The organism is Mesorhizobium sp. Mes31 (genome assembly GCF_024519675.1).
Classification (GTDB): domain Bacteria; phylum Pseudomonadota; class Alphaproteobacteria; order Rhizobiales; family Rhizobiaceae; genus Mesorhizobium.
The window spans coordinates 179,820-196,035 of sequence record NZ_JALJRL010000008.1 but is presented as its reverse complement, the minus strand read 5'-3'; the positions used below and the strand labels follow the sequence as shown (position 1 = coordinate 196,035).

Here is a 16,216-nt window from a genome sequence, read left to right as displayed (position 1 = left end):
ATGCAAGAGGTCGATGTCCTCAAGGCGATCGCCAACGAACGCAGGCTGCAGATCCTCGATTGGCTGAAGGATCCGCGCGCGCATTTCCCGCGCCAGGTCGACGGCGATCTGGTCGAGGACGGCGTTTGCGCGCTGTTGATTGCCGAGAAGCTCGGCATCACGCAAGCGACGCTCAGCGAGCATATGCGCGTGCTGACCCAAGCCGGCCTGCTGCGAACCAGGCGCATCAAGCAATGGACGTTCTACCGCCGCGACGAGGACAGGATCGCCGACACCAGGGCGCTCATCCAGAACCGGCTGTAACAGCGGCGCGCGTGGCGCCCTCTATGCGAGCCAGTCGGGTACTGAATCCAACCCGATCAGATCGTCATAGGTCAGGCGCGGACGCACGACGTGGAAGCGGTCGCCGTCGACCAGCACCTCGGGCACCAGCAGACGGGTGTTGTAGGTGCCGGCCTGCACCGCGCCATAGGCGCCGGCGGTGGAAACGGCTATCAGGTCGCCGCTCTTCAGCCTGGGCAGATCGCGGTCGAGGCCGAGGTAGTCGCCCGTCTCGCAAACCGGGCCGACCACGTCGACCATCATGCGCGGCGTGTCGGCCGGTGGCTGCACCACAGGCCTTATGTCGTGGAAGGCGTCATAGAGCGTCGGCCGGATCAGGTCGTTCATGGCGGCGTCGACGACGAGGAAGTTCTTGGCGTCGCCTTCCTTCACGAAGATCACCTCGGAGACCAGGATACCGGCATTGCCTGATATCAGCCGGCCCGGTTCGAACATCACCTTGAGCCCGAGCCTTGTGACATGCTTCCTGACGATCTGGGCATAGGCGTCGGGGAGCGGAGGCGGGTTGTTGTCGATGCGATAGGGAATGCCGAGGCCGCCGCCGAGATCGACATGCTCGATGGCATGGCCGTCAGTGCGAAGCGTACCGACAAGATCGACAAGCAGCGCGAAGGCGTCGTCGAAGGGCTGCAGTTCGGTGATCTGGCTGCCGATATGGGTGTCGATGCCGGTGACCCTGATGCCCGGAAGCTGTGCCGCGCGGGCATAGACCTGCCGCGCCCTCTGCCACGGGATGCCGAATTTGTTCTCGGCCTTGCCGGTGGAGATCTTCTTGTGGGTCTTGGCGTCGACGTCGGGATTGATGCGCAGCGAGATCGACGCCACCTTGCCGAGTGCCGCGGCACGCGCCGACAAGAGCTCGAGTTCGGGCTCGGATTCGACGTTGAAGCAGAGGATGCCAGCGGTCAGCGCAAAGTCCATTTCGCGCGCGGTCTTGCCGACGCCCGAGAACAGGATCTTGCTGGCCGGGATGCCGGCGGCCAGCGCCCGGCGCAATTCGCCCTCCGACACCACGTCGGCGCCGGCGCCGAGCCGTGCCAGCGTTCTCAGAACCGCCTGGTTGGAATTGGCCTTCATGGCGTAGCAGACCAGCGCGTCGAGCCCGGCAAAGGCCTGGGCGAAAACCCGGTAGTGCCTGGTCAAGGTGGCCGTCGAATAGCAGTAGAACGGCGTGCCGACCTGTGCGGCGATATCGGGGATCGCCACGTCCTCGGCATGCAGTACGCCGTCGCGGTAGTCGAAATGGTTCACGAGATGGTTCCGGAAAGTTGGAGCACGATGAGATCGGGTTTGGAAAACCGAACCCGATCTCTTCGGCTCTAGATCAGCGGGTCGAGGATGAACTTCTTGTCCTGGACCGGTTTTTCCGGCTCCGGCGGCACAGGCTGGTGGGCCTTCGAGGCATCCTTGCGCGCTTGCACGGCGGCCTCATAGGGCGTGTCGAGAGCGCCCCTGCGGCCGCAGGCCGAGACGGCCGCAATCGCCACCAGCAGCGTCAGCGTCACCAAAATCCTGCTTCCGGTCATCGATCCATCCGTCCGAAACTTTTGCCAGCCGCCGCTTTTAGCCGAGTTCTCTGCGTATTGCACCCTAGCTCACGCCTTCGTCAGCCGCTTTTTCCAGGCGCGGATCTGCTTGCGCACTTCCGACGGCGCCGTGCCGCCGAAACTGGTGCGGCTCTTGACCGAGTTCTGCACCGCCAGCACAGAGAATATATCGGATGTGATACCGGGATTGATCGACCGCAGGTCCTCCAGCGAAAGCTTCTCCAGCCCGACCTTCTTCTCTTCCGCCAGTGCCACCGCCCGGCCGGTGACATGATGCGCCTCGCGGAACGGCAGGCCGAGCGTGCGCACCAGCCAGTCGGCCAGGTCGGTCGCGGTCGCGTGGCCGGAGCCGGCGGCCTTTTTCATCGCCGCTGCGTTCACCGTCATGTCCGAGACCATGCCGGTCATCGCGGCCAGCATGAGATCGAGCGTCTCGGCGGCGTCGAACACCGATTCCTTGTCTTCCTGCATGTCCTTGCCATAGGTCAGCGGCATGCCCTTCATCACCGTCAGCAGGCCGACAAGATGGCCGGTGACGCGGCCGGTCTTGCCGCGCACCAATTCGGCGGCGTCGGGGTTTTTCTTCTGTGGCATGATCGAGGAGCCGGTGGAGAAGCTGTCCGAGAGCCTGACGAAGCCAAATTGCGGCGTCGACCAGATGATGATTTCCTCGGCCAGCCGCGACAAATGCGTGGCGCAGATCGCCGCCATGCCGAGGAACTCCAGCGCGAAATCGCGATCCGAAACGCTGTCCAGCGAATTGCGCATCGGCTCGCGGAAGCCGAGCGCCTTGGCGGTTCTGTGACGGTCGATCGGGAAGCTGGTGCCGGCAAGCGCCGCGGCACCGAGCGGGCTTTCATCCATGCGTTCGATCGCGTCGCGGACGCGCGACAGGTCACGCGAAAACATCTCGACATAGGCCATGCAGTGATGGCCGAAGGTCACCGGCTGCGCCGCCTGCATATGGGTAAAGCCCGGCATCACGGTCGCCGCATGCTCCTCGGCCCGCTCCAGCAGCGCCTTGATCAGCCCTTTCAGCGCCTCGGCGACGCGAAAGCACTCGTCCTTGACCCACAACCTCAAGTCGACAGCCACCTGGTCGTTGCGCGAGCGGGCAGTGTGCAGGCGGCCGGCCGCCGGACCGATCAGGTCGGCGAGGCGAGCCTCGATGTTCATGTGAATATCTTCCAGCCGGGTCGAGAACTCGAACGTGCCGGCTTCGATCTCTTTCAGAATCGTGTTCAGCCCGTGAGCGATTTTTTCTTGATCGGCCGCCGAAATAATGCCCGTTTGCGCCAACATCTCGCTGTGGGCGATCGAGCCTCTGATGTCCTGCGCATAGAGTTTGCGGTCGAACGAGATCGACGCGTTGATCGCTTCCATGATCGCGGCCGGACCCGAGGCAAAACGTCCGCCCCACATCTGGTTGCTGGTCTTCGTGTCGCTCATCGCTATAACCCGTGCTTCGGAGCAGTTTTGAGAAAATGGCAGACGGTAATAGATTCTTCCCGGCCCCACGCCTGATCCTGGCCGCCTTGGTGGCGGGCGTGCTGGCCGGCGCGGTCGCGGTATATGTCAGCGAGACCCGGTCTGGCAACAATGCCGCGAACCAAGTCGCGGTCGGCGAGAGCAAGGACGATGTCGCCTGCGCCGCCAAGAGCGACCGCGCCAAGAAGATCGCGGCCGCGGCGACAGGCGAGGTCGCGGCACTTTTGCCGGCCGATCCGCCGCAATCCTTGAAGAACCTCGCCTTCAATGGCCCGGACGGCAAGCCGATGACGATCGCCGACCATGCCGGAAAGACGATGCTGCTCAATCTGTGGGCGACGTGGTGCGCGCCGTGCCGCGCCGAAATGCCGGCGCTCGATGCGCTGCAGAAGGAAAAGGGCAGCGACGCCTTCCAGGTGGTCGCCGTCAACGTCGATGCCGGCGACGATGTGAAGCCGAAGAAGTTCCTCAAGGACACTGGCGTCGAGACACTCGGCTACTACAGGGACTCGACGATGGCGCTGTTCAACGACCTCAAGACGCGCGGCCTGGCGCTCGGCCTTCCCGTCACCATGCTGATCGACGGCGAAGGCTGCCTGATTGCCCATATGAACGGTCCGGCCGAGTGGTCGGGGCCGGACGCCAAACGGCTGGTCGAGACGGCGCTGGGCAGCTGAGGCGGGCAAGCAGCCGACATCCACCGGCTTGCGGCGTCATGCAATGCGGATGGTTACCGCCAGAGCCTCATGATCCGAACTCGGGCTGCCATCCGGCAGCACCGCCGGAAGAACAGCCGGATCACTTGCGACAAGGCCGCGTGTGAAAAACCAGTCGATGCGGCCGACCGGCATGGGATCGCCGGCCTCGCGTCGCTGGGTGGGCAGGTCGAGATTGTTGGCGGCCTTCCAGTCGTAGCCACGCCCGGCGAGAATCGCGAACAGCGGTTCGTGCGGCTCGACATCGATCAACCGGTCGGGCTCGGCCGCCATTCGCTGAGCCCAGGCTCCGGCATCGTCATGGCGTTCCTCATGGCTGGCGGTCAGGGTGTTGAAGTCGCCGCCCAGCAGCACCGGCGCCTCCGGGTCATATTTGTCGATGGCATCCAGGAGATGGCTGGTCTGGATGGCTCGGCCGGCAGGATCAGTGCGGTTTTCAAGATGGCCCGAAACGAGCGTCACCCTGCGGTTGCCGATATGCACCTGGCCGCCGATCGCCATGCGTCCGCCAATGCGTGGCTGGCCGCGCTCCGCCTGGAACCAGCCGCCTGCCGCGTCGAGGCGCACCAGGAAAGGACGCAGCAGCGGGATGGCGCTGGTCACCGCATTGCCGTGAAAGCCTTCGGCATTCTCGACCGCGCCGGTCGCCGACCGTTCCGCGTCGTTGCCGCCGCCGAGTTCGACGAACTCGACACCATAGGCATAGGCATGGCCAAGCCGGTTGGCGAGCACGCTGAGCGGATGGCCATTGCCGGAGCGGGCCATGCCCTTGTCGACTTCGGACAGCAGAACGACGTCGGGAGCCTGCCCGCCAAGTGTTGCCGCGACCGCATCGCCATGGCGGAGCCGCTCGACGTTCCAGGCCACCACCTTCAAGGCGTCGCCGGCGTTCTCGCGTGACGCCATGCCGCCGATCTCGATCTCGCCAAGTGCCGGAATGGCGACGGCATGCCGCAGATGCGTGGTGCTGTCACGCAGGCCTTCGCGCATCTCCTGCCGGTCAGCGACAGGCACATGGGTCAACCGCTGCACCAGCATCTTCATTCATCCCCTTAGCCGGATAACCATGGCTGCCATTTGGGTCTTTACGTCATCGGCAGCTGCCCTAGCTACCTAAAGCGCCGGTATGACGTTTTCATGCCGGTGCACCGCCGAAGGGGAGGAGCGACGGCTGTCCACAGGCCTGAAAAGGCCACAACAGAACTGTCACATACCTTCTCTAAGAGAGCGGGCAAGGACTTGCGCAAGACCCTTGTCAACAGCCACTCAAGAGGGAAGAAATCATGACGATCATCAAGCGGGGCTTTGCTGCCCTTGCCGCTGGCGCGCTCAGCACCGCGCTGGCGATGCCTGCCTTTGCAGAGCCAGTAAAATTCGACTTCTGGTTCGGCCTTTCGGGCGACCTCGCACGTGTCGTCGACACGCTGTGCAAGAACTTCAACGCCTCGCAGTCCGACTATGAGGTCGTCTGCACCAGCCAGGGCAATTACGACGCCACGCTGCAGAACACCATCGCCGCCTTCCGCGCCGGCAAGCAGCCCGCGATCGTCCAGGTCTATGATGTCGGCACCGCAACCATGATGCTGTCGGGCGCCTACAAGCCGGCCGACAAGCTGATGGAGGAAAACGGCTACAAGATCGACTACAGCGATTATTTCCCCGGCATCGCGCGCTACTACGCGACGTCGAAGGGCGAGATGCTGTCGTTCCCGTTCAATTCCTCGACGGCGCTGATGTACTGGAACAAGGATGCCTTTGCCAAGATCGGCAAGACCGAGGCGCCGAAGACCTGGGAAGATGTCGGCGCCGACCTCAAGGCGATGAAGGACGCCGGTTACGACTGCCCGATGGCGATCAACATCTCGGCCAACGAAAGCTGGCAGCTGATGGAGCAGTTCTCGGCCCTCCACAACCAGCCGATCGCGACCAAGAACAATGGCTATGACGGCCTCGACGCCCGTCTCGAAGTCAACAAGACCAAGTTCGTGCAGTACGTCACCGATCTGAAGAAGTGGTATGACGCCGGCCTTATCAAGATCAAGTCCAAGGACCTTGGCCAGGACATGGTCCAGGCGTTCGCTTCCGGCACCTGCCAGGTGATCATGACCTCGGTCGGCGATCACGGCACCGTCGGCAAGACGCAGAAGGAAGGCATGAACTGGGATGTCGCCGAGCTGCCGGTCTATGCCGGCACCGAGCGCAAGAACTCGCTCGTCGGCGGCGCGTCGCTGTGGGTTCTCTCCGGCAAGTCGGATGCGGAATACAAGGGCGCGGCCGCGTTCCTCAACTTCATCCACGATCCCAAGACCGCTTTGTTCTGGTCGACCAACACCGGCTACATCCCGGTGACCAAGTCGGGTTTCGACTACATGAAGTCCAGCGGCTTCTACGACAAGGCGCCCTACAAGGGCCGTGAAACCGCGATCGCCAGCCTGACCGCGACGGAGCCGACCGATATCACCCGTGGCATCCGGCTGGGCAACTTTACCCAGATCCGTGCCGAGTTCGGCACGCAGATGCAGGCGATCTTCGCCAACAAGGTCAGCGTCCAGGAAGGCCTCGATACGCTGGTCAAGAACGGCGACGCCATCCTCGACCGCTTCCAGCAGACCTATCCGGGCAAGACCCTGCCCTGATCGCTGAAAACTCCAGGGCCGCCCGTATTCTTGCGAGCATGATCACTTCCGAAAACCGGTTTCCACTTTCGGGATCATGCTTGGATCGACGGGCGGCCATTTCATAATCTAGACTGCCGTTTGAGCGGCGTCGGCGGGACCGATGGAAAAACGGGTTACCTTCAGCAGCTGGACGATCGGCATCCTCTTTGCGGTGCCGCAGATCCTCCTGATCTTCACGTTCTTCTACTGGCCGGCGGGCCAGGCGGTCTATTGGTCGCTGACGCTGCAGCAGCCGTGGGGTGGCGGCAACATCTGGGTCGGGCTCGACAATTTCCGCTCCATCCTGTCCAGCGCCGACTACTGGAACTCGATCACCGCCAGCCTTGTCTTTGCCGGCATCAGCACTGGTCTTGCGATGTTCATCGCGCTGGTGCTCGCCGCCTTGACCGATCGCCAGCTCACCGGCTCGCGTCTCTATCGCGTGGTGCTGATCTGGCCCTACGGCATCGCCGCACCCGCGCTGGCGATGGCGTTCCGCTTCATCCTGGCGCCTGAAGCCGGCTTCATGGCTGTCGTCAACCAGATCTGGCCCGGCTTCTGGGACCCCGGCCTCGACGGCGCCGATGCCATGGCTTCGATCATCGCCGCCTTTTCCTGGAAATATGTCGGCTACAACTTCATCTTCTTCCTCGCCGCATTCCAGGCCATCCCGCGCTCGCTGATCGAGGCGGCGGCCATGGACGGCTCCGGCGTCATCAGGCGTTTCTGGGACATCCAGTTCCCGCTGATCACGCCGACGATCTTCTTCCTGCTGGTCATCAACATCACCGAGAGCTTCCAGGATTCCTTCGGCATCGTCGACATCATGACCGCTGGCGGCCCGGCGAACGCCACCAATTTGATGGTCTACAAGATCTATTCCGACGGCTTCAAAGGCCTCGACTATTCAGGTGCCGCGGCACAGAGCATCATTCTGATGCTGCTCATCATCGTGCTGACCATCTTCCAGTTCCGCTTCATCGAGCGGCGCGTGCACTACCGGTGAGAATGACATGGTCGAGCGCACCCCAATCCTCAATTTCTTCACGCATCTGATCCTGTTCGTCGGCTTCGTCTTCTGCGTCGCGCCGTTCGTGGTCGTGGCGGTCGCCGCGTCGCACAATCTCAGGGATGTCAACGATGTGCCGATGTCGTTGCTGCCGGGCAGCGACTTCTGGGTCAACATCAAGACCGCCTGGACGACGGCCGACCTCGGTCCCAAGCTGCTCAACAGCCTCATCATGGCGACCGGCGTCGCCGCCGGCAAAGTGATCATCTCGGCGCTCACCGCCTTCTCGATCGTGTACTTCCGCTATCCCGGCCGCATGCTGATATTCTGGCTGATCTTCATCACGCTGATGCTGCCGCTCGAAGTGCGTATCGTGCCGACCTACGCTGTGGTCGCCAACGTACTCGAGCCTTATCAGGCGATCCTGGACCTGACCGGGCTTTCCTGGCTGATCGAAAAAGTGTCGGGTGTTCAGGTCTCCCTCAGCCTGGGACTGCTCAACTCCTATAGCGGCCTGATACTGCCGCTGGTCGCCACCGCGACCGGCACGTTCCTGTACCGCCAGTTCTTCCTGACCGTGCCGGACGAACTGACCGAGGCCGCGCGCATGGACGGCGCGGGCCCGCTGCGGTTCTTCATCGATGTGCTGCTCCCGCTGTCGCGCAACAACATGGCCGCGCTCGGGACCATCATGTTCCTGTGGGCCTGGAACCAGTATCTGTGGCCGCTGCTCATCACCACCGACCAGTCGCATGCGATGGCGGTGACCGAGCTCAAGCAACTCATCCCCAATGTCGGCGGTGCCCCGGAATGGCATATCGCCATGGCCGGTACGCTGATCGTCATGCTGCCGCCGCTGGTCGTCGTGGTGCTGATGCAGCGCTGGTTCGTGCGCGGCCTGATCGCCACCGAGAAATAAACAGGAGACGAAAAATGGCCTCCATCGCGATACGCGGCGTCAAGAAGAACTATGCCAAGACCCAGGTCGTGCACGGGGTCGACCTCGATTTCGCGTCGGGCGAATTCGTCGTCATCCTGGGACCGTCCGGCTGCGGCAAGTCCACGCTTCTGCGAATGATCGCCGGGTTGGAAGAGATTTCCGATGGCGAGATCGCCATCGACGGCACCGTGGTCAACAAGCTCGAGCCGCGCGAGCGCGGCTGCGCGATGGTGTTCCAGAACTACGCGCTTTATCCGCATATGAGCGTGGCGCAGAACATCGGCTATTCGCTCAAGGTCGCTGGTGTTCCCTCGGCTGAGCGCACGCAGCGGATCCAGGCAGTCGCCCGCACGCTGGAACTGGAACATCTGCTCGACCGCAAGCCGATGGCGCTTTCCGGCGGGCAAAGGCAGCGCGTCGCCATGGGCCGTGCGATGATCCGCGAGCCGAAGGTGTTCCTGTTCGACGAACCGCTGTCCAATCTCGACGCCAAGCTGCGCGTCCAGATGCGCTCGGAAATCCGCAAGCTGCATCGCCGGCTGAACGCCACCTCCGTCTTCGTCACGCATGACCAGGTCGAGGCGATGACGCTCGCCGACCGGTTGGTGGTCATGAACGGCGGACGCGTCGAGCAGGTCGGCACTCCCGCCGAGATCTACAGCCGACCGGCCAGCCGCTTCGTCGCCACTTTCGTCGGTGCGCCGGCGATGAACATTCTGGAAGGCACGGTCGAACTCGACGGGCTGTCATTGCTCGGTGGCAGCCGGCGCCTGGCCATGGCACGCGCCGGCCTGCCGGTCGGCACGAAGGTCGCGATGGGCATCCGGCCCGAAGCCGTCCGGCTGGTGGCACCTGGCACGGCCGGCGCGCTCAAGGCCACCGTCGACCTGGTCGAGGAACTGGGCGCGGGGCGGGTCATCTATGTCGATCTCGACGGCGCGCCGTTTTCGGTGATGACGTCGGAGGCGGTCCACCCCGAGCCCGGCAGTGCTGTCGGGCTGAAGATCTTGCCCGAGGACATGCATTTCTTCTCGTCGGAGACGGGAAGCCGCCTCGATGTCTTCAAGGCATCCGTACCCGAGCCGGCGCTCTGATCCCGAAGCCCCCATCATCGCGGTGATGAATCCGCTGGCCCTCGGCAAGTCCAGGAAAGCATCATGAAAATCATCCAGGTCACCGATGTGCATCTCGACCGGCGCGGCGAGCGCCGCTTTGGGGCCGACCTGCATCAAAGGCTGGCGTCATGCATCGCGCACATCAATGCGCATCACGCCGATGCCGCGCTTTGCGTCTTCACCGGCGACCTGACCGAGACCGGCGCGCCGGAGAGCTATGCCGATCTTCGCGTTGCCCTGAGCAGGCTGTCGGTGCCGTACAGGCTGCTGCCGGGCAACCATGACCGGCGGGCCAATCTTGTCGCGGCGTTCCCGGAAACCCCGGTCGACGAGAATGGCTTTGTGCAGTCTGTCCATGACACCGGCAACGAAGTGCTGCTGTTTCTCGATTGCCTGGCGGAAGGGCGCATCGAAGGCGAATTGTGCGAAAGCCGGCTTGCCTGGCTCGATGCCCGGCTCGAGGAAGCCGCCGGCAGGGCCGCCTACGTCTTCATGCACCATCCACCGGTCGGGCTCGGCCTGCCGCAGCTCGACCCGCTGGGTCTCGAGGATGCTGAGCGGTTGCTCGGCCGGCTTCAGCGCCATGGAAACGTCCGCCACATCTTCTTCGGTCACGTCCATCGCGACATCGCCGGCACGGTCGCCGGCATCCCGTTCTCGGCACAGCGCGGCCTGAATGCAAGGTTCGCGCTTGCCCTCGACAGATCGAGCGAGATCGTCGAGCAGGCGCCGCCATCCTACGCGGTCATCCTGATCGACAGCGCAGGCGGGCGCGTGGTGGTGCATGGCTGCGATTTTCTGGAGCAGTGGCCGACCTATTCCGCCGAAACCGGTGAACGCATCACCGCGGACATGGCACCCGACCGAGCCTGAATCCACACGTGTGTTAACGCGTGGGGCGCTCAGGCAAACACGTGCGCTTTCCCCAACACGGTCAGCCGGACAATCTCGCCGACCGCAGGGGCATCCATGCCTGGCTTGCGCAGGATCAGCGGCGTGTTGCCGATCGCGGCCGCGTCCGGCGGATCGGCACTGTTCAAGAGCCGCACCGCGATCATGCACATCGAGCCGCCGAATTCCGATTCCGTCACTTCGCCGAACAGCATATCGGGCGTGCCCGACATCCCCTCGCGCGAGGTTCTTTTCAGGGCGATCTGCTCGGGCCGCAGCATGATGCGGGCCACGTCGCGATTGTCGGCGGTGTCGACCGGGATGCGGCCGAGCGGCGAGTTGGCGAAACCACCCGATATCTTTGCCGGCAGGATGATGGCGTCGCCGAGGAACTCGGCGATCATCCTGTCCCTGGGTCTGAGATAGAGCTCGCGCGGCGTGTCGACCTGCGAGAACTTGCCGTCGCGCATCACCGCCACCTGGCTGGCGAAGGACAGCGCCTCGGCCTGGTCGTGCGTCACCAGGATGGTGGTGATGCCGGCCGCTTCCAGAAGCTCGGCCACCGCCTTGCGCATCGAGGCACGCAGGCCGGTGTCCAGCGCCGAGAACGGCTCGTCGAGAAGCATCAGCCGGGGCTTCATCGCCATGGCGCGGGCCAGCGCCACACGCTGCTGCTGGCCGCCGGAGAGCTCGTGCGGGCGGCGTTTGAGGATCGCCTTGTCCAGTCCGACGATGTAGGCGAGTTCGACGATGCGCTCGGAGCGCTTGTCGTCGCCGCGGCTGATGCCGAAACCGATGTTGTCGCCGATGGTCAGATGCGGGAACAGGGCGCCGTCCTGCGCCACCACGCCGATACCGCGGCGGTGCGCCGGCACGGCATTGCCGCCATTGGCCAGTACTTCGCCGTCGAGCGCGATGCGGCCCTGGTCCGGCGCCTCGAAACCGGCGATTAGCCGCAGCAAGGTCGTCTTGCCGCAGCCGGACGGGCCGACGATCGCGGTGCGGCTGCCGCTGGCGACACTCAGATCGACACCGGCAAGTGCCGCCACCGGTCCGTAATGCTTGTGCAGGCCACTGATCTCGAGAAAGCTCATCGTCCGGCCATCCGTTTCGACTGGACATAGAGCAGCCAGGTCAGGGGCAGCGACATCGCCACCATGATGAAGGCGTAAGGCGCCGCCGAGGCATAATCAATCTCGCCGCTGTAGGACCAGAACGCCATCGCCAGCGTGCGGGTGCCGTTCGGCGCCAGCATCTGGGTCGCGGTCAGTTCGTTCATGATGCCGAGCGCCACCAGCGCCATGCCGGCGGCGGCACCCGGTGCCGAAAGGCGGATCGTCGTCGACCACAGCGCATTGAGCGGCGGCCGGCCGAGGCTCGAGGCGGCGCGTTCGAGCTCGACCGGCGCCTGGGCGATCGACGCCCGCAGGCTGACCAGGGCACGCGGCAGGAACATCAGCGCATAGGCAACCAGGATGGTGAACAGGGTCTGGTAGAGCGGCAGCGCGACGCGCACGGTGATGGTTACCAGCGCCAGCGCAATGACGACCCCGGGCAGCGAGCCGACAATGTAGTTGCAACTCTCCAGCAAGCGTTGCAGCGGTCCCGGCGCGCGGATCGAGATCCAGGCCATCGGCATGGCGGCAACGGTGGCCAGCAACGCGCCGGCAAGCGCCAGGAACAGCGTCTGGCCGAGCGCCAGGCCAATCTCGTCGAAGCGCCAGACTTCCATGCCGCCGGCGACAAGCCAGCGGCCGATGGTGACGAACGGCACGCCAAGCGCCAGCAGTGTGGTGGCGAGGAGCAACAACAGGCTGGGGATGGTGGCGCGACCGAGACGCGTGCGCTGCTGAGAGCGCGCGGCGCCGGAGCCGACGCGGGCATAGCGCTCTTCGCCGCGCACGAGCACTTCGATGCCGAGCAGCACGAAGCAGCAGCTCACCAGCACGCCGGCCAGCATGTTGGCTGCCGGTCCGTTGAAGGTCGACTGGAACTGGTCGACGATCGCCGTGGTGAAGGTGTCGAAGCGGATGAAGACATAGAGGCCATACTCGGCCAGCAGATGCAGTCCGACCAGCAGCGAGCCGCCGCAGATGGCGAGACGCAGTTGCGGCAGCACGACGCGCAGGAAGACACGCCAGGGTCCAAGGCCGAGCGCCGCCGCGGCGTCCTCCAGGGCAGGATCGAGACGGCGCAGTGCCGCCGACACCGTCAGGTAGAGGAACGGGAAATAGGCGATGACGGAAACAAGCACGCCAGCCCAAAGACCGTGCAGCCGCGGTACCATGGTGATCCACGCATAGCTGTGCACGAAAGCGGGGATGGCCAGCGGCGCCACGCACAGCCAGGACCAGAGCCGGGCGCCAGGCAGATCGCTGCGTTCGGTCAGCCAGGCCAGCGCAACCGACAGCACGATGGCGATCGGCACGGCCAGCAACACCAGCAGGCCGGTGTTGACCAGAAGCTCGCCGACGCGCGGCCGAAAGACCAGCGCCGAGACGGTTTCCCAGCCGGTCTGCACCGCGATCCAGATAATGAAGGCAAGCGGCAGCAGCGACAGCAGCGAAACGAAGATGGCGGCGATGACTATCCATGGTGCCATGCGCCGCAGCGTTCTTTGGCCTGTGCCCGAAGGCAGGCCCGAGCGTGCGAGATCGACCACGGACTGCATCAGTTCAGGCGCCGCGCCGCTGCCGCCCGGTGGCAGCAATTGAAGGACCGCGATTGCGGTCGGGAACACAGCGTGTCGTCATGGACGAATGCCATCTCGAAAAACAAAGCACTCCCGCGGAAGGTGAATTCCCCGCGGGAGCGCGGTCGGTTGTCCTTTTAGGACGAACGGCAACTAAAGCAAGCCGGCTGCGGTCATCAGGTCGGTGACCTTCTTCGAGTTCAATGTCGTTGCGTCGACCTTCGGCGCCTGCAGATCGGCCAGCGGCACCAGCTTCGGATTGGACTCGGCACCCTTGCCGACCGCGTATTCGAAGGAATCGCCGGTCTTCAGGATCTCCCGGCCACCCTTGCCCGTGACCCATTTCAGGAAGGCCTGGGCTTCCTTCGGATGCTTGCTCGAGGCCAGCACGCCGCCGCCGGAAATCGAGACAAAGGCACCCGGGTCCTGGTTCTTGAAGTAGTGCAGCTCGACATTCTTGCTGTTTTCGCCTGTCTTGGCCTGATCGCCGAAGTAGTAATAGTGGTAGATCACGCCGCCTTCGATCTCGCCGGCATTGACCGCCTTCATCACCGTGCTGTTGCCCTTGTAGGCGGTGAAATTCGTTTTCATTGCCTTCAGCCAGTCCGCCGTGGCGGTCTCGCCCTTGAGCTGAAGAAGCGCGCTGACGATCGCCTGGAAATCGGCACCCGATGGCGAGGCGGCCCAGCGGCCTTTCCAGCTTGGGTCGGCGAGATCGAGCAGCGACTTGGGCAACTGATCGGCGTTGAGCTTGGTCTTGTTGTAGGCGAAGACGGTGCTGCGCGCCGCGATGCCGACCCATTTGCCGCTGGCCGGCTGATAGTCCTGAGGAACCTGCGCCAGCGTGTCGGCGTCGACGGGTGCGAACAGGCCGGCACTCTCGACCAGCACCATGGCCGGCGAGTTTTCGGTCAGGAACACGTCGGCCGGCGAGGATGAGCCTTCGGCGACGATCTGGTTGGAGAAGTCGCTGTCGCCGCCATTGCGCACGGTGACCTTGATGCCGGTTTCCTTGGTGAAGCCTTCGGCCCACGCCTTGGTCAGGTTTTCGTGCTGGGCGTTGTAGACAATGATGCCATCGTCTTCCGCCATCGCCGGGCCGGCGATCAGGCTGATTGCAAGCGCCGCCGCGCCGGCAAGGGTGGAAAGAGCGTATCTCATGGCGTCGTCCTCGGTCTCGTTGGTCTTGGTCTCGCAGGCTGCACCTATCGATACCTGACAGCGATAGTCAAGATTGATGATCTGCTTCAATCGGTCGCTGAGGCGCAAAAGCCGGTGCCAGATGGACAATTCCGCGTGATGCCCGCTCGGCGGATTGGCCCGTTGTGTGTTCGCGAGGCCGTTACCGATGTAAGGCGAAGCGGTTTGCGGTCGCCGCTCCGGAACCCGCAAACTTTCGTGATTTGCCCGTAATTTGCCTTGGACATTATTTCGCCGGCCACGTAACAAATCAGCGCCAAGGCGCGAAAACCCGGGGAGTAACTCTTGTGAGCGGCAAGGATGAGGCCGAGCTTTCCCGGCTGATGCGAGCCGCGATCGCGGGAGACGAAAGGGCCTATGCCGACTTTCTGCACCGGATTGCCGCGCTGGTGCGCGGTTTTGTCAGGCGCAAGATCGTACAGGGCGGGGTCGATCCCGAGGATGTCGTGCAGGAAACCTTGCTGGCCATTCATGTGAAACGGCATACCTGGCGCCAGGATGCGCCGGTGTTGCCGTGGATCTATGCGATTGCCCGCTTCAAGCTCATCGATGCGTTCCGGCGGCGTGGACGGCGCATCGAGATCGATGTCGACGATATCGCCGAGACTTTCGCCGAGCCGGAAACGGAAACCGTCAGCGAGCGCGACATAAACCGGGCCCTGGACGGGCTGTCGCCGGCACAGCGTTCGGTGGTTTCGGCCGTATCGGTGGAAGGACGGTCAATCGGCGAGACCGCGGCGAAATTCGGCATCAGCGAGACGGCGGTGCGGGTGTCGCTGCATCGGGGACTTGCCGCGATAGCCAAGCGATTTGGGCAGGGGCGGTTCGGGCGGGAATGACATGAGGACGGACGATCTCATCAAGGCGCTGGACGCCGATGCCCGCAGCAAGGCGATGCCGCTGAGCTCGGCATGGTGGCTGGCCGCCGGTGCGGCCGCCATCATCGCGGCAGTCGTTTTCCTGCTGACGATCGGCCCGCGCCCGGACTTCATGGCAGCGATGCACACGATGCGTTTTGTCTCAAAGTTCGTTTTCACCATCGTGCTTGCTGTCAGCGCCTTCGCGCTGATCCGTGCGTTGTCGACGCCCGGCGCGGCCACCGGCCGGGCGATGGCCTGGATGGTGGCCGCTCCACTGCTGGTCGCGGTGGCGGTGGTTCTGGAGCTTTTCGCTGTGCCGGAAGCCGACTGGGGAACGCGCCTTGTCGGCTCCAACATGATGATCTGCATGGGCTTCATTCCGCTAATCGGCATCGGCCCGCTTGCCATCTTCCTGTGGATGCTGCGCTACGGCGCACCGACACGGCCGGTGCTTGCCGGAGCGGTCGCCGGCCTGCTCGCCGGCGGACTGGCTGCGACCTTCTACGCCGCGCACTGCTTTGACGATTCGCCGCTTTTCGTCGCCACCTGGTACACCATAGCGATCGCGATGCTGGCGCTGCTCGGCGCGCTCGGCGGGCGGTTTTTCGTGCGCTGGTAGTGCCCGCCGCGATCGCGCTCCGTGCACACGGATCCTTAATCATGCCGGCAATGTTTGTCGGTTAGCGATGGCGCGGGCATGCCGCAGGCAACCTTTCCTTAAAGCCAATCCATCAGGCTCAGCGCGACAACATCCGTTTG

Annotated in this window: 16 protein-coding genes; 9 read left to right on the top strand and 7 right to left on the bottom strand. The window is 63.9% G+C overall.

What is annotated here, in order from left to right:
* Complete coding sequence (locus NR193_RS16085; protein ID WP_256751766.1) at positions 1-303, top strand: helix-turn-helix transcriptional regulator; 303 nt, start codon at positions 1-3, stop codon at positions 301-303.
* 21 nt (positions 304-324) lie between these two features.
* On the opposite strand, the gene lysA is transcribed toward NR193_RS16085, so the two are convergent.
* From lysA to argH, 3 genes are all read right to left on the bottom strand, one after another.
* The gene (gene lysA / locus NR193_RS16080; protein ID WP_256751765.1) at positions 325-1,593 is read right to left on the bottom strand and encodes a diaminopimelate decarboxylase; all 1,269 of its coding nucleotides are present in this window, start codon (positions 1,591-1,593) and stop codon (positions 325-327) included.
* A gap of 68 nt (positions 1,594-1,661) precedes the next feature.
* A complete protein-coding gene (locus NR193_RS16075) occupies positions 1,662-1,868 on the bottom strand; it encodes a lipoprotein (RefSeq protein WP_256751764.1) in 207 nt (68 codons plus the stop codon).
* Positions 1,869-1,937: 69 nt separating this feature from the next.
* Entirely contained in the window at positions 1,938-3,338 is a 1,401-nt protein-coding gene (argH, locus tag NR193_RS16070) for an argininosuccinate lyase (RefSeq protein WP_256751763.1), read from the bottom strand.
* A gap of 35 nt (positions 3,339-3,373) precedes the next feature.
* Here argH and NR193_RS16065 point away from each other — a divergent pair, with 35 nt between their 5' ends.
* Positions 3,374-4,054, top strand: a complete 681-nt coding sequence (locus tag NR193_RS16065) for a TlpA disulfide reductase family protein (protein ID WP_256751762.1) — start codon at positions 3,374-3,376, stop codon at positions 4,052-4,054.
* 36 nt (positions 4,055-4,090) lie between these two features.
* On the opposite strand, the gene NR193_RS16060 is transcribed toward NR193_RS16065, so the two are convergent.
* A complete protein-coding gene (locus NR193_RS16060) occupies positions 4,091-5,137 on the bottom strand; it encodes an endonuclease/exonuclease/phosphatase family protein (protein ID WP_256751761.1) in 1,047 nt (348 codons plus the stop codon).
* A 239-nt stretch (positions 5,138-5,376) separates the two neighbouring features.
* Between NR193_RS16060 and NR193_RS16055 the strand changes: the two genes are divergently transcribed.
* The 5 genes from NR193_RS16055 to NR193_RS16035 all read left to right on the top strand — a co-directional run bounded on the left by NR193_RS16055 (position 5,377) and on the right by NR193_RS16035 (position 10,687).
* A complete protein-coding gene (locus NR193_RS16055) occupies positions 5,377-6,729 on the top strand; it encodes an extracellular solute-binding protein (RefSeq protein ID WP_256751760.1) in 1,353 nt (450 codons plus the stop codon).
* Between the two features lie 142 nt (positions 6,730-6,871).
* A complete protein-coding gene (locus NR193_RS16050; protein ID WP_256751759.1) occupies positions 6,872-7,756 on the top strand; it encodes a carbohydrate ABC transporter permease in 885 nt (294 codons plus the stop codon).
* A gap of 7 nt (positions 7,757-7,763) precedes the next feature.
* The gene (locus NR193_RS16045; protein WP_256751758.1) at positions 7,764-8,678 is read left to right on the top strand and encodes an ABC transporter permease subunit; all 915 of its coding nucleotides are present in this window, start codon (positions 7,764-7,766) and stop codon (positions 8,676-8,678) included.
* Between the two features lie 14 nt (positions 8,679-8,692).
* Positions 8,693-9,793, top strand: a complete 1,101-nt coding sequence (locus NR193_RS16040) for a sn-glycerol-3-phosphate import ATP-binding protein UgpC (RefSeq protein WP_256751757.1) — start codon at positions 8,693-8,695, stop codon at positions 9,791-9,793.
* Positions 9,794-9,856: 63 nt separating this feature from the next.
* On the top strand, positions 9,857-10,687 hold the full coding sequence (locus NR193_RS16035; protein WP_256751756.1) for a phosphodiesterase: 831 nt from the start codon (positions 9,857-9,859) through the stop codon (positions 10,685-10,687).
* A 29-nt stretch (positions 10,688-10,716) separates the two neighbouring features.
* Here the strand turns inward: NR193_RS16035 and NR193_RS16030 are convergent, their stop codons facing one another.
* From NR193_RS16030 to NR193_RS16020, 3 genes are all read right to left on the bottom strand, one after another.
* Positions 10,717-11,799, bottom strand: coding sequence for an ABC transporter ATP-binding protein (locus NR193_RS16030; protein ID WP_256751755.1), 1,083 nt, complete (start codon positions 11,797-11,799; stop codon positions 10,717-10,719).
* A complete protein-coding gene (locus tag NR193_RS16025; protein WP_256751852.1) occupies positions 11,796-13,376 on the bottom strand; it encodes an iron ABC transporter permease in 1,581 nt (526 codons plus the stop codon). The genes NR193_RS16030 and NR193_RS16025 overlap by 4 nt, the downstream gene beginning before the upstream one ends.
* 174 nt (positions 13,377-13,550) lie before the next feature.
* A complete protein-coding gene (locus NR193_RS16020) occupies positions 13,551-14,558 on the bottom strand; it encodes an iron ABC transporter substrate-binding protein (protein ID WP_256751754.1) in 1,008 nt (335 codons plus the stop codon).
* Positions 14,559-14,884: 326 nt separating this feature from the next.
* Here NR193_RS16020 and NR193_RS16015 point away from each other — a divergent pair, with 326 nt between their 5' ends.
* On the top strand, positions 14,885-15,436 hold the full coding sequence (locus NR193_RS16015; RefSeq protein ID WP_057143847.1) for a sigma-70 family RNA polymerase sigma factor: 552 nt from the start codon (positions 14,885-14,887) through the stop codon (positions 15,434-15,436).
* A gap of 1 nt (position 15,437) precedes the next feature.
* Positions 15,438-16,076 (top strand): NrsF family protein, encoded by a 639-nt coding sequence (locus NR193_RS16010; RefSeq protein ID WP_256751753.1) that lies wholly within the window; start codon positions 15,438-15,440, stop codon positions 16,074-16,076.
* Positions 16,077-16,216: the final 140 nt, after the last annotated feature.

Excerpts from the sequence above, each read along its gene's own strand:
- NR193_RS16085 (WP_256751766.1), top strand. The coding sequence starts at position 1 with ATGCAAGAGGTCGATGTCCTCAAGGCGATCGCCAACGAACGCAGGCTG.
- NR193_RS16075 (WP_256751764.1), bottom strand. The coding sequence starts at position 1,868 with ATGACCGGAAGCAGGATTTTGGTGACGCTGACGCTGCTGGTGGCGATT.
- argH (WP_256751763.1), bottom strand. The coding sequence starts at position 3,338 with ATGAGCGACACGAAGACCAGCAACCAGATGTGGGGCGGACGTTTTGCC.
- NR193_RS16065 (WP_256751762.1), top strand. The coding sequence starts at position 3,374 with ATGGCAGACGGTAATAGATTCTTCCCGGCCCCACGCCTGATCCTGGCC.
- NR193_RS16060 (WP_256751761.1), bottom strand. The coding sequence starts at position 5,137 with ATGAAGATGCTGGTGCAGCGGTTGACCCATGTGCCTGTCGCTGACCGG.
- NR193_RS16055 (WP_256751760.1), top strand. The coding sequence starts at position 5,377 with ATGACGATCATCAAGCGGGGCTTTGCTGCCCTTGCCGCTGGCGCGCTC.
- NR193_RS16050 (WP_256751759.1), top strand. The coding sequence starts at position 6,872 with ATGGAAAAACGGGTTACCTTCAGCAGCTGGACGATCGGCATCCTCTTT.
- NR193_RS16045 (WP_256751758.1), top strand. The coding sequence starts at position 7,764 with ATGGTCGAGCGCACCCCAATCCTCAATTTCTTCACGCATCTGATCCTG.
- NR193_RS16040 (WP_256751757.1), top strand. The coding sequence starts at position 8,693 with ATGGCCTCCATCGCGATACGCGGCGTCAAGAAGAACTATGCCAAGACC.
- NR193_RS16035 (WP_256751756.1), top strand. The coding sequence starts at position 9,857 with ATGAAAATCATCCAGGTCACCGATGTGCATCTCGACCGGCGCGGCGAG.
- NR193_RS16030 (WP_256751755.1), bottom strand. The coding sequence starts at position 11,799 with ATGAGCTTTCTCGAGATCAGTGGCCTGCACAAGCATTACGGACCGGTG.
- NR193_RS16025 (WP_256751852.1), bottom strand. The coding sequence starts at position 13,376 with ATGCAGTCCGTGGTCGATCTCGCACGCTCGGGCCTGCCTTCGGGCACA.
- NR193_RS16020 (WP_256751754.1), bottom strand. The coding sequence starts at position 14,558 with ATGAGATACGCTCTTTCCACCCTTGCCGGCGCGGCGGCGCTTGCAATC.
- NR193_RS16010 (WP_256751753.1), top strand. The coding sequence starts at position 15,438 with ATGAGGACGGACGATCTCATCAAGGCGCTGGACGCCGATGCCCGCAGC.